The sequence below is a fragment of the Arthrobacter sp. Soil_C_60 genome (assembly GCF_057656375.1).
Genome location: NZ_JBDGKM010000002.1, coordinates 480,920 through 492,755, shown reverse-complemented (window position 1 = coordinate 492,755; position 11,836 = coordinate 480,920). Strand labels below are relative to the sequence as shown.

Sequence of the window (11,836 nt, the reverse complement as noted above, 5' to 3'; positions counted from 1 at the left end):
AGAAAGAGACTGACCTTTGCACCTGTTGCACGTATTTGCCGCCGCAGCCCCGAATGACGAGCCCTCGCTGCGTCCGGGCCTTGACCCCGATCAGGTCACGCCCGGTGCGTGGGGCTTCTTCGCCACCTTCTTCCTGGCCGCCGCCATCATCCTGCTGATTTGGGATATGGCCCGGCGGATCCGGCGCGTGCGCTACCGCCAGCAGGTTGAGGAAGCCGCCGTGCTCGAGGCGGCAGAGCGCGAGGCTTCAAGCCAGAACGACGACGGCGAAGGCCGGCCGCGCGGCTCGGCTGCGGATACGGGGCGCGAGTTCCGGCTGCAGGACGGGCTCGATGAAAGGATCACCGGCGGCAAGCGTGCGGATGAATCCCGCGGGAACAAGTCCGGCCCGGATCGCGTGGGGTAGCTGATCATGGCCGGCAGACTGCGCAGCGAGGCCTCGGCCTACCTGCGCCAGCATGCCGGCAACCCGGTGGACTGGTGGCCGTTCGGCGACCAGGCTTTTGAACAGGCACGTCTGCGCGACGTGCCTGTTTTCATTTCCATCGGCTACGCAGCCTGCCACTGGTGCCACGTCATGGCGCACGAATCCTTCGAGGACCAGGCCACCGCGGATGAGCTGAACGAACACTTCGTCAGCATCAAGGTGGACCGGGAAGAGCGGCCCGACGTGGACTCCGTCTACATGGCGGCGACGCAGGCGATCACCGGCCAGGGTGGCTGGCCGATGAGCGTTTTCGCGCTGCCGGATGGCCGCGCGTTCTACGCGGGCACCTACTATCCGCCGCGGCCGGTGTCCGGCATGCCCTCCTTCAGGCAGGTCCTCGCCGCGGTCTCGGAGGCGTGGACCCAGCGGCGCAGCGGCGTCGAGGAAAGCGCCGTCGCGCTGGCGGAGGCGCTGGGACGGGCCGAAGACGGCAACCGGCAGCTGCTGGGAGACCTGGTCCAGGTGCCCGACGGCGGGTGGACCGGACAACTGCCGGCCTACCTTGAGCAGGGGGTCCGGCTGCTGGCGCAGCAGGAAGACCGGCAGTTCGGCGGCTTTGGCGATGCGCCTAAATTCCCGCCGTCGTCGGTTGTGCAGTTCCTGCTCCGGCACGCGGCCGGCGGCAGTTCCACGGTGGGATTGGCGGGCGGGCTCGCCGGGCGGACGCTGGCAACCATGGCCGGTTCGGCGCTCTACGACCAGCTGGACGGCGGCTTCGCCCGCTACGTGGTGGACCGGCAGTGGTCCGTGCCGCACTTCGAGAAAATGCTGTACGACAATGTCCAGCTGCTGCGGGCCTATGCGCAGTGGGCGATGCAGTCCGAGCCGGGGCCGGACCGGGAGCTTGGCGCCGCGGTGGCGTCGGAAACGGCGGACTGGATGCTGGCGCGGCTCGGCATGCCCGGCGGCGGCTTCGCATCATCGTTGGACGCGGATACGGTGGTGGACGGGGTGCACCACGAGGGCGCTACCTATCTCTGGTCAATTGCCGAGCTCGACGAGGTTCTCGGCGCGGACGGGGCCTGGGCGGCGGAAACCATGAATGTCGGGGCGCGGGGAACGGTCAGCGAAACGGGCTCGCCGCTGCACCCCGGGCGCCGGCTGGATCCGGGGGAGCGGCAGCGGTTGAACGCGCTCAAGCCCTCCCTGCTGGAGGTACGCAACCGCCGTCCGCAGCCGGCACGGGACGACAAGATCGTCGCTGGCTGGAACGGACTGGCGATCGCAGCCCTGGCCGAATCGGCCGAGCTGCTGGACCGGCCGGACCTGCTGGCGGCAGCCGAGGCCGCGGCGGACTATCTGCTCCGGGTGCACCTTGACGACGGCGGACGGCTGGCCCGCGTGTCGCACGACGGCGCGGCGCAGGGCATCGAAGGGCTGCTGGAAGACTATGCCGGCTGCGCCGAGGGCTTCTTCGCGCTGTACGCCGTATCGGGAGCGGAACGCTGGTACCGGGCTGCCGAGGATTTGGTGTTGCGGACACGGGAGCTTTTCCTGCGCGACGGCGTGCTCAGCGACTCCGCGGTCCGTCCCGCGCAGCTCTCGGCGGCCGCCGGGGAACGCGGTGCGGCGGATCCGCTGGAAAGCGCTACCCCGAGCGGGGCCAATCTTTTCGCCGGGGTGCTGCTGACCCATGCCGCGTACAGCGGGTCGACCGAGCACCGCGGGCTCGCGGAGAACCTGCTGCGGTACCTGGAACGAGCCGCTCCCAAAGTGCCGCGGGCGGCGGGCTGGGGCATGGCCGTGGCCCAGGCCATGGTCGCCGGACCGGTGGAACTGGCGGTCGTGGGGGAACTGGATGCAGCCGCGGAGCTGGTCCGGGCCGCGCGGAAGACCGGGCAGCCCGGCATGGTGGTCGCACGGGGAACTGGCGGGACCGGCCGGAGCGGGGGAGCCGCCGGGACCGGCGGGACTGCTGGAAACGGCGAGACGGCAGAGACCGTTGTGCCGCTGCTGGCGGATCGTCCGGCGCCGGCCGAGGGCGCCTTGGCATACGTGTGCCGGGGCATGGTGTGCCGCCGGCCGGTCGGCAGCGTGGAGGAGCTCGTCGAGGAACTTGCCGGCTAGGAGGGGGCGCCGGCGCCCAGGACGGCCATCATGATGGCGGCGAAGTGGCAGCCGAAGCCGACCACGGTGAACGCGTGGAACAGCTCATGGAAACCGAACCACGCCACCGAGAGGTTCGGTTTCTTCAAGCCGTAGAACACCGCGCCGGCAATGTAGAAGGCACCGCCCACACAGATGAGGATGGTGGCGGCGGGGTCCGCGGAGTAGAAGTCCGGGAGATAGAAAAGCGCGGCCAGACCAAGGGCGATGTAGACGGGCACGTAGAGCCAGCGGGGCGCGTGGGGCCACAGCACCCGGAAGGCGACGCCGGCGAGGGCTGCGCACCAGATCAGCCACAGCAGCAGCGTGGCCTGGGGCCGCTCCAGCAGTGCCCAGGCCAGCGGGGTGTAGGAGCCGGCGATGACCAGCATGATGTTGGTATGGTCCAGCCGCTTGAGGATGAGCTTGGTTTTCGGCTTCCAGTTGCCTCGGTGATACACGGCGCTGACCCCGAACAGCAGTAGGCCCGTCACCGCGTAGATGGCGGAGGTCAGCTTCCCGGCCGGTGTGGGCGCCATGCTGACCAGGATGATGCCCGCGATCAGCGCAAGCGGCGTGGCGCCGGCATGCAACCAGCCGCGCAGCTTGGGCTTGATGTTCAGCGCATCCGCCACTTCTTCAACGGCAGACTCGAGGGGGCCGTCGTTTTGTTCCGGGTCCCGGTCATAGGAGCCGGGAGGCAAGGTACCGCGAGGAGTCATATGCGCATTCTATTCCAGTGGGATGCGTCACCTCGTCACCACGCGGAGCGGCATTGCCGCTGCATGGAAGCCTCGCCGCGGCAACCTGGAACGTGGACCGGCAGCGGAAGCGATAGTATTTTCTCCGTTGGTAGCTGACAAGGAAAGGGCGGGTGCACAGTTGAGACTTCCGGCTGTGGTGTACCGCCTCTACGAACGCAAGCTGCAGCGGACCCTCGCGCAGGAGCGGATCCCCGGCCACATCGGCGTCGTGGTGGACGGCAACCGCCGCTGGGCCAAGCTCGCCGGCACCCCCACACGCGAAGGCCATCAGGCCGGGGCGGAGAAGATCCTCGAGTTCCTGGGCTGGTGCGATGAGCTCGGGGTCAAAGTGGTGACCCTCTACATGCTCTCCACCGACAACATGAACCGTTCCGGTGAGGAACTGGAACAACTCATGGGGATCATCGCCAACACGCTGGACCGGCTCGGCGAAGGGAAGAACGTCCGGGTGAGCCCGGTCGGCGCACTCGAAACGCTGCCGGAATACCTCAGCGACAAGGTCTGCCGGCTGGCGGAACAGACCAAGGATGTCGACGGCGTACACGTCAATGTGGCCATCGGCTACGGCGGCCGCCAGGAGATCGTCGACGCGGTCAAGGGCCTGCTCTACACCGCGGCCCGGGATGGCCGCGACCTCAACTCCGTGGCGGACGGGCTCGATGTGGACGACATCTCCCGCTACCTCTACACACGCGGCTTGCCGGACCCGGATCTGGTCATCCGCACCTCCGGCGAACAGCGGCTCTCGGGCTTCCTGATGTGGCAGAGCGCCTACAGCGAGTTCTACTTCTGCGAGGCGCTCTGGCCCGATTTCCGCAGGCTGGATTTCCTGCGCGCACTGCGCGACTACGCGAGCAGGCAGCGGCGTTTCGGCGCATAAATAAGCCGGCCGCGCGCCGTCGTCGTTCGTTCACCTTGAATTACTCCACAGGTTGCCCAAAAGCAGTTGTGCGGCAAATAACAGGGGCGTAGTTTGGAGCTATCAGTCAGCAAGACCGCAGATTGATCGGGAGGCCACCATATGCCGCTTTTCACGAAGCAGCGGGGGAGGCCGGTAACGGCCAGGTGGCCGGACCGTCTCACCCTGACCCAGATCATTCGGAGCGCTAGCGCTCCGGACGGGAGCTAAAGTGGCCACCACTGAGAACATGAGTCAAGTCGCCGAGACCGGACGCCAAGCAAACGAAACAGATGTTTCTGCTGCGGCGGACGGTCTTTCTGTTGCTGCCCGGGCAGCGGCAGACCCGGCCGGCAGAGGACCGGAGCCTGCGCAGTCCTTTGTGCTGGACACCTCCGTTCTGCTGTCCGACCCGCGGGCGCTGATGCGCTTTGCCGAACATGAAGTCATCCTGCCGGTAGTGGTCATTACCGAGCTGGAAGGCAAGCGGCACGATCCCGAGCTGGGCTACTTCGCCCGCAAGGCGCTGCGGCTGCTGGATGATCTGCGGATTGAACACGGCGGACTCAATACGGCGATCCCACTCGGGGAAGAGGGCGGATCGCTGCGGGTGGAGCTGAACCACATTTCCCCCGACGTGCTGCCGGCGGGTTTCCGGGGCGGGGACAATGACAGCCGGATCCTGGCGGTGGCCAAGAACCTGGCGGACGAGGGCAAAAACGTCACGCTGGTCTCCAAGGACCTGCCGATGCGCGTCAAGGCGTCGGCCATGGGGCTGCAGGCAGACGAGTACCGCAACGAGCTGGTCAAGGACTCCGGCTGGACCGGCGTGGCCGAGCTGGACGTGCTCGAAGACGACGTCAACAACCTCTACAACCACGAGCCGGTGTTCATTCCGGCGGCCGCGGAAATGCCGGCCAACACCGGCCTGGTCATGCTCTCCAACCGCGGCTCGGCGCTCGGCCGGGTAGGGGCGGACAAGCAGGTCCGGCTGGTCAAGGGGGACCGTGACGTCTTCGGGCTGCACGGCCGGTCCGCGGAGCAGCGGCTGGCGATCGACCTGCTGATGGACCCGGAAGTCGGCATCGTCTCGCTCGGCGGCCGGGCCGGAACCGGCAAGTCCGCGCTGGCACTCTGCGCCGGACTGGAGGCCGTGCTGGAGCGGCGCGAGCACCGCAAGGTTGTGGTGTTCCGGCCGCTGTATGCGGTGGGCGGCCAGGAGCTGGGCTACCTGCCCGGTTCCGAGTCGGAAAAGATGAACCCATGGGCGCAGGCGGTCTTCGACACGCTCGGCGCCCTGGTCTCCACCGAGGTGGTGGAGGAAGTGATGGACCGCGGCATGCTGGAGGTGCTGCCGCTGACGCACATCCGCGGACGCTCGCTGCATGACTCGTACGTGATCGTGGACGAGGCACAATCGCTGGAGAAGAACGTCCTGCTCACGGTAATGAGCCGGATCGGGCAGAACTCCAAGATCGTCCTCACCCATGACGTAGCCCAGCGCGACAACCTGCGGGTGGGCCGCCATGACGGCATCGCCGCTGTGGTGGAGACGCTCAAGGGCCACCCGCTCTTCGGCCACATCACGCTGACAAGGTCGGAGCGTTCACCGATCGCAGCGCTGGTCACGGAACTGCTGGAAGGCGCGGAGATCTAAGGGGAGTACCTTTGAGGCCGCCGCGTCAGGCGTCTTCGAGTCCGAGGAAGCGGGCCGCCGCAAGGTGGCCCGCTGTCTCCAGGCTCCAATCCGGGCGGCGGAATAGGTCCGGTGTCACGCGCATGCGCTGCATGGTGCGCACGTGGTCCCGGCCGGAGGAATGCCGCCAGACGCCGTTGGGCTCATAACCCAGCGACCGGGAGACGCCCAGGGACGCGGTGTTGAAGTCGAATGCCTCCGACTCGGCAACTTCGGCGCCGAGGAAATCAAAGGCATAAAGAACGACGGCGGTGCGCATCTCGGTGCCGAGCCCTTGCCCCTGCGCGGACTGCTTGAGCCACGAACCCGTGCTCACGGTCCGGGTTTCGGCGAAGCTGGTAGCCAGCAGTTCCTGGCAGCCGGCAAAATCGTCCCCCTGCCAGACACCGAACAGCAGCGACCAGCTGCCGGCCGTGGTCTTGGCCCGCTGGTGCCAGACATGTGCAGCAGTATTGCGCGGCAGCTCCTCGCGCGGCGCATCGGTCCAGGGGAAGGAGAAGGGCGAGATGTCCGGATCATGAATCCCGCTCAGCACCGCCTCGACCATCGCGGGGATGTGCTCATCCGCAACCGGACGCAGCTGCAGCCGAGGCGTGGTGAGGGTCAGGCCGAGCACGGGCCAGATATCGGTCAGCTGCGTCATTGGTCTTGTCTACCACACCGGCTTAGACGGGCAGGCTGACCAGGACCTCGGTACCCTGCCTCGGAGCGGTGTGGAGATCCAGACGCCCACCGGCGGCGGACACAGTGTCCTGCAGGATCTGCAGTCCAAGGTGGCCTTCCGGGGCTCCGGACGACCGCTCGAAGCCTTCGCCGTCGTCGTACACCGCCAGCTGGAGCCGGTCACCGCTCCGGCTCAGCTCGACGCTGATCACGCTGGCGCGGGCATGTTTGATGGCGTTGGTGATGGCTTCGCGTGCTGCACGGTACAGCAGGGCCGCCTGCTGCGCGTCCGGTGCGGGGTCGCCGACTACACGCAGGTGCCACTCGAGCCCGCGGGCACGGACCGGATCGCCGAGGCGCTCGAGGGCGCCGGCCAGGCCGAGGTCGGCAAGATCCGGCGGGTACAACTCGGTGGTGATGCCGCGCAGGGCGCTGATGTTGTCCTGGACCAGAGCCCGTGTCCGGGCGAGGAACTCCTTGGACGGAGGCTGATCCTGCAGTTCGAAGGACTCCAGCGCGTAGGCCACGCCGGACAGATCCTGGATGACATCATCGTGCAGGTCGCGGGCGAGCCGCTGGCGTTCAAGTTCAGAGGATTCGATGGCGCGCTGGAGCAGCTGACGTCGGGTTGCGCTATCCCGCTGCAGGCGGCGGGCCATCCGCAGGGCCGGGACCAGCTGGACGAGCTGGAGCACTGCGAGGGCACCGAGCACCGGCGGCAGGATGCCCAGCATCATCTCCCGCTCGTCGGCGCGCACTTCGTCGGGCTGGTAGTACGTCTCGTACAGCACTGGTTCACTGCCGGCGGTCCCGGTGGCGACATAGACTTCCAGCATCTCGCCCTGGCCGCTTTCGAAGGTGTTTTCAAAACCGGTCTGGGGCTCGAAGTGGGCGATGCCGGGGTGGTCACCGGCGAGCAGCTCCTGCTGCCAGGGCTGCAGGTCGAACTGCTGGCCGATCAGCGAGCGTTCGTCCGAGTAGATGATGACGCCATCGGAACTCCACACCTTGATCCGCAGGATGCGGTGGCGTTCAAACCGTGGCTGAAGCAGCCGGTCCATCCGGTCCAGCGCACCGGGCTCGCCGGCCAGCAACCGTTCATCGATAAACGGGGCCACGGCGAAGTCAGCCGTGCTTTGGGTTCTTTCGATCGCATGGTCGATGGCTTGCTGGCGCGAAATGGCGCTGGCACCGATGACTACGGGAACCACCACAATCAGCAGCGTCGCCAGGCTGCCGATGAGGAACTTCCAGATCGCCCGCCGCATCTCGGAGTTTTCCGGAACCAGCTGTGGCGCGTCCGGCTTACCGGCATCGGTGGCGCCCGAAAGTGCCGCAGCCAGAGGCCATCGCCGCTTTTTCGTCCGGCGGCCGGAAGCGGGCGCAGCGGCAACGCCCTCGGGCGAAGACGGTCTAGCCGAAGCAGGGCTCACGGAAGCCGGCTCTGCTGCAGCGGGCGCTGGTGAAGACGGCGCTGCCGAAGCGGACACTGGCGAATCGGAATCCGCCGAGAACCGGATTTCAGCACTGACCTCGTCCGCGGAGGCGCCGTCGCGTACCCCGCGGGCCCGGCTAGCCATCCCTGTCCGCCGTCAGGAGCCCCAGACGCCCGGCTACCGCCACCGCTTCAAGCTGCGTGTGCGCGTCCAGCTTTGCCAGAATGGATTTCACGTAGCCGCGGCAGGTGTTTTCCGTAATGCCCAGATGTTTCGCGTTGGCCCGCACGTCGTGGCCGGCCGCCATCAGCCCCAGTACTTGACGTTCCCGCTCGGTCAGCGACGGCGTGTCCGCGGGCTGGGAGGTGGAAGCCCGGCTGGCGATGGCCAGCAGGGACGGATGGATCACCAGGGAACCCGTGCGGGCATGCCGCAGGGTGTCCAGCAAGGTGGCCAGCGAGCCGTCCTTCGGCAGGAAGCCGCAGATTCCGGTGATTGCCGCCCGTCCGAGGATTTCCGGCGACGGATCCCCCGTGAGCACGATAACGCGCGTCAGCGGATTGTGCGCCAGTATCTGCTCTGCAGCGTCCAGCCCGTTGCCATCCGGCAGGTGGTAATCCATCACCACCACGTCCGGTTCCAGCGAGCGGCACAGTTCGACGCCGTCTTTGGCGCTGCCCGCAATGCCCGCGTTCTCCAGATCCTCCTGCCGGTCCAACGCATCCGACAACAATTCCGCAAATGTTGTGTGGTCATCAACGACTACAACACGGGCTACATCCCGTGCTTTTTCTTCGGTCATAGCAGTGTCCCCAACCCAAGCCCCCCGACACGGTCATAGAGTGAGTATGCTCTATCAGCGTGCCCTTGTACATAGCTTCTTTGCGGCAGCACCGTGGTTCTGCGCCGCCGCCAGGGGTCTGTTACAGACTTTGACGACGACGCAGCCTGCCTGTTGCCGCGCGCGCACCATCAGCGGTGCGGACCTCCTGCTCAGCTAACGGCGAGTGCTTTGTTCAGGAACGAACTGATGACCCTGCTGGCCGATTCGTGGTTGCTGCCGGTCCTGAAGCCGCGCGTCCGGGAGTTCGCCGCTGCCATGGCGCTCTCGCGCAACGACTGGGCACGCATCCGCTCGTTCAGGTACAGCAGGGCCTCCAGGACCTCGGACAGTTCGCCGTCGGTCTCTGCGGTTTTCTGCAGCAGGCGCACGTGCGCTTCCCGCAGGGCGGGGCCCGGGGCGCAGCCGAGGTCACGGTCCAGCAGCCGCCGGCACTTGTCGTAGGCCTGCAGGCCTTCGGCATAACGGCCGGCGCTTTCCAAGCTGGTGACCAATGCGGACCAGGCCCGTTCGTTCAACGGCTCCGATGCCACCGCGTGCTCGGACCACTGGACAGCTTCGTGCGCCTGTCCCAGGCCGGCGGCGATTTCGGCCACCCGGATCTGGGCAGCGGTTACAGCGGCCGTGTGGTGGTCGCGCGCTTCTTCGGCCCATTCCGGTGTGAGCTCGTCGCTGAGCAACGTTCCGGAGCCGAAGTTCAGCGCCTGCGTCAGCGCGGCGTAGGCCTGCTGCGGGCTGCTGTGCTCAGCGAGGTCCACCAGGTCGTTGAAACGCGCCAGGTCGAGCTCCACCAGGGACGGTTCCAGCACGTAACCGCCGTTGGCGGTACGCAGCGGGCCGGTCTTGGCGCAACCTGGCTGCAGGTTGCGCCGCAGGACGCTGACGTAGCTTTCCAGTGTGGCCAGGGCCTCGCCCGGAGGCCGGCCGCCCCACAGCAGCTCAACGAGTCGGTCCTTGGAAACCGGAGTACCCAGTTTCAACAGCAGAATTTCGAAGATCTGCCTGGGTTTCGGGCCGCCCAGCGTCGCTGCGGTCAGAACGGTGTCGCCGCGGCGAACCTGAAGATTACCGATGATCCGAACAGAAATGGGCATGCAATGCCCGGCTAACATTTGCTCCACGATGTCCCCCTCGTAGGTAGCACCCCCAACGAATGCTGGTTCCATCCTCCAGTGCGTCCCTAATCTGCAACAGCCCTCATTGGGGTTAGTCCGTTACCCCAATTTTGGGGGTGGTGTACGTCACATTCCCGTTCGAGGTTTTTCCCAAGCCTGTCCAGCGAGAGTGTTTCTACACCTTGAACCTGCAAACGGCCACGGATGGCCCGGCGCCGGCTAAGGGTGCGGCGCGTCAGTGCGCCATCCGGTAAGACCCCGGACCCCGGTTGCCCGCCCCCAACAGCCGGGGTCCGGGCCCTGCCTGTGGGCATGGCGACCCCCAATGTCTGGCAGTGCCTGCCAGTCTTAAGGTCACGCGGGGTGCGGTTGCAGCGGCCAGGGGATGTGCTCGCGCACATCGGTCAGGTTCATGCTGACCTCGACAAAGAGGTCATCGAGCATGTATTCGTCGACGCCAAGGATGCGAAGCGTGTGGCCGCTGCCGGCATCCGGCCCGTCCAGTGCCGCGGCGGAGACGCAGACACCGGTCTGCCAGTCGATCCGGACCAGCGAGCGGCCGGGACCGATCAGCGGGTGCGCAGGGTCAAAGGGCTTGTAGGTCCGGTTCGGCGAGACGACGGCTTCGAGCGCCTTGCGGCCGTTGTAGTCCACTTCCGCGAGCGAGAGTATTTCCACCACGTTGGCGTAGGGGACTTCGAACGACACGGGTGCATTGCCCGCCAGTTCCACCGGATCCAGCATGGCGGACCAGCGCCCATTGCCGAACACCGGCTCGCCATAGGCGGCCTCCGGTCGCCGTCGGACCAGATTGATGTCGTTGTACACCGGTGTCACCAGGTGCGGCGGCAGCAGCCAGGACTTGCGGGTGGCGCTGACATAGAAGCCGCCCTTGGAGTCGTTGATGCCCGTGGTGCTGAAGAGCAAGCGGCCATCCGTCGTCTCCACCCGGAGGGCCGATGGCCGACGGGTCCAGGCGCGGAGTCCGGAGCCGGTGCCGTCGTCGGCAGTGGTCGCACTGGACGAGGTGGAGGCCGTGGAGACAGCGGAGGCAGCAGAGGTGTCAGACTCGGCGCGGGCTCCGCCGTCGTTCGCTGTGGCAGCGTCGGAGGTCCCGCCGTCGTCGGCCGCGTGTACGGCGGGGTCATGCGCGAAGACTTCGAAGCGCAGCGTTTCCCATTTCCACGGCGAAGAACGGCACAGGCAGCGGAAAAGCTCCGCGCTCTTAGCAGAGACATCGTCAACGTGGTTCAGATTCTCCCCGGCATCCATATCCACAGTGTAAGACTTCACACTGCACCGCGGGCCGGGCGGTGAAGTACGTTGGGAGCTATGATCCAGGAACTGGCCCGGCTGTGGAGCGTCCACCCGCTGGCCTTCGCCGCGCTGCTGGTTGCCGGGGTCTATCTGGTGGCTACCGGCGCCCTGCTGAGCTGGATCGATCTGCGCACCCACCGGCTGCCCAACCGCATCGTCTTCCCGGCATATGGGGTGGCGGGGGTACTGCTGACGACGGCGGCGCTCGCCGCGGGCGAGCCGGGCCGGCTGGTGCGGTTGCTCGCCGGGGGAGCGGTGCTGTGGATCTTCTACTTCGCGGTTCGCTTCGTCTACCCCGCCGGGATGGGGTTCGGGGACGTCAAGCTGGCCGGTGTGCTGGGGCTGTACCTTGGCTACTTCGGCTGGGGGCACCTGCTGGGCGGGACCTTCGCCGCCTTCCTCCTGGGCAGCTTGTACGGCGTGGCCCTGCTGCTGGTCCGGCGCGGGACCCTGAAGTCCAACATCCCGTTCGGCCCTTTCATGATCCTCGGTGCCCTCGCGGCGGTGGCGGTTCCGCTCGGCTTATAGGCTGGG

Annotated in this window: 11 protein-coding genes; 5 read left to right on the top strand and 6 right to left on the bottom strand. The window is 66.9% G+C overall.

What is annotated here, in order from left to right; translation table 11 throughout:
- Positions 1-16: 16 nt before the first annotated feature.
- Together AC3A4M_RS06020 and AC3A4M_RS06015 are read left to right on the top strand one after the other, a co-directional pair.
- A complete protein-coding gene (locus tag AC3A4M_RS06020; RefSeq protein WP_498734613.1) occupies positions 17-406 on the top strand; it encodes a hypothetical protein in 390 nt (129 codons plus the stop codon).
- A 6-nt stretch (positions 407-412) separates the two neighbouring features.
- Complete coding sequence (locus AC3A4M_RS06015) at positions 413-2,554, top strand: thioredoxin domain-containing protein (protein WP_498734612.1); 2,142 nt, start codon at positions 413-415, stop codon at positions 2,552-2,554.
- Here AC3A4M_RS06015 and trhA read toward each other — a convergent pair.
- Positions 2,551-3,294: a PAQR family membrane homeostasis protein TrhA gene (trhA, locus tag AC3A4M_RS06010; protein WP_498734611.1), complete on the bottom strand. Its 744-nt coding sequence runs from the start codon at positions 3,292-3,294 to the stop codon at positions 2,551-2,553. The two genes, AC3A4M_RS06015 and trhA, sit on opposite strands and share 4 nt — an antisense overlap.
- A 160-nt stretch (positions 3,295-3,454) precedes the next feature.
- Between trhA and AC3A4M_RS06005 the strand changes: the two genes are divergently transcribed.
- Together AC3A4M_RS06005 and phoH2 are read left to right on the top strand one after the other, a co-directional pair.
- Complete coding sequence (locus AC3A4M_RS06005) at positions 3,455-4,216, top strand: isoprenyl transferase (protein ID WP_074699231.1); 762 nt, start codon at positions 3,455-3,457, stop codon at positions 4,214-4,216.
- A gap of 268 nt (positions 4,217-4,484) precedes the next feature.
- Positions 4,485-5,891, top strand: a complete 1,407-nt coding sequence (phoH2, locus tag AC3A4M_RS06000; RefSeq protein ID WP_498734610.1) for an RNA 5'-3' helicase PhoH2 — start codon at positions 4,485-4,487, stop codon at positions 5,889-5,891.
- Positions 5,892-5,916: 25 nt separating this feature from the next.
- On the opposite strand, the gene AC3A4M_RS05995 is transcribed toward phoH2, so the two are convergent.
- The 5 genes from AC3A4M_RS05995 to AC3A4M_RS05975 form a co-directional block, all read right to left on the bottom strand.
- The gene (locus AC3A4M_RS05995; RefSeq protein WP_498734609.1) at positions 5,917-6,573 is read right to left on the bottom strand and encodes a GNAT family N-acetyltransferase; all 657 of its coding nucleotides are present in this window, start codon (positions 6,571-6,573) and stop codon (positions 5,917-5,919) included.
- 22 nt (positions 6,574-6,595) lie between these two features.
- On the bottom strand, positions 6,596-8,173 hold the full coding sequence (locus AC3A4M_RS05990) for a sensor histidine kinase (RefSeq protein WP_498734608.1): 1,578 nt from the start codon (positions 8,171-8,173) through the stop codon (positions 6,596-6,598).
- Positions 8,166-8,831 (bottom strand): response regulator, encoded by a 666-nt coding sequence (locus AC3A4M_RS05985; RefSeq protein ID WP_498729270.1) that lies wholly within the window; start codon positions 8,829-8,831, stop codon positions 8,166-8,168. The genes AC3A4M_RS05990 and AC3A4M_RS05985 overlap by 8 nt, the downstream gene beginning before the upstream one ends.
- A gap of 191 nt (positions 8,832-9,022) precedes the next feature.
- A complete protein-coding gene (locus AC3A4M_RS05980; RefSeq protein ID WP_498729269.1) occupies positions 9,023-9,964 on the bottom strand; it encodes an AfsR/SARP family transcriptional regulator in 942 nt (313 codons plus the stop codon).
- A 375-nt stretch (positions 9,965-10,339) separates the two neighbouring features.
- Positions 10,340-11,257: a hypothetical protein gene (locus tag AC3A4M_RS05975; RefSeq protein WP_498734607.1), complete on the bottom strand. Its 918-nt coding sequence runs from the start codon at positions 11,255-11,257 to the stop codon at positions 10,340-10,342.
- A gap of 60 nt (positions 11,258-11,317) precedes the next feature.
- On the opposite strand from AC3A4M_RS05975, the gene AC3A4M_RS05970 reads away from it, so the two are divergent.
- Entirely contained in the window at positions 11,318-11,830 is a 513-nt protein-coding gene (locus tag AC3A4M_RS05970; RefSeq protein WP_498729267.1) for a prepilin peptidase, read from the top strand.
- Positions 11,831-11,836: the final 6 nt, after the last annotated feature.

Coding starts and splice junctions, on each gene's coding strand:
- AC3A4M_RS06015 (WP_498734612.1), top strand. CDS start 413: ATGGCCGGCAGACTGCGCAGCGAGGCCTCGGCCTACCTGCGCCAGCAT.
- trhA (WP_498734611.1), bottom strand. CDS start 3,294: ATGACTCCTCGCGGTACCTTGCCTCCCGGCTCCTATGACCGGGACCCG.
- phoH2 (WP_498734610.1), top strand. CDS start 4,485: ATGAGTCAAGTCGCCGAGACCGGACGCCAAGCAAACGAAACAGATGTT.
- AC3A4M_RS05995 (WP_498734609.1), bottom strand. CDS start 6,573: ATGACGCAGCTGACCGATATCTGGCCCGTGCTCGGCCTGACCCTCACC.
- AC3A4M_RS05990 (WP_498734608.1), bottom strand. CDS start 8,173: ATGGCTAGCCGGGCCCGCGGGGTACGCGACGGCGCCTCCGCGGACGAG.
- AC3A4M_RS05985 (WP_498729270.1), bottom strand. CDS start 8,831: ATGACCGAAGAAAAAGCACGGGATGTAGCCCGTGTTGTAGTCGTTGAT.
- AC3A4M_RS05980 (WP_498729269.1), bottom strand. CDS start 9,964: ATGCCCATTTCTGTTCGGATCATCGGTAATCTTCAGGTTCGCCGCGGC.
- AC3A4M_RS05975 (WP_498734607.1), bottom strand. CDS start 11,257: ATGGATGCCGGGGAGAATCTGAACCACGTTGACGATGTCTCTGCTAAG.
- AC3A4M_RS05970 (WP_498729267.1), top strand. CDS start 11,318: ATGATCCAGGAACTGGCCCGGCTGTGGAGCGTCCACCCGCTGGCCTTC.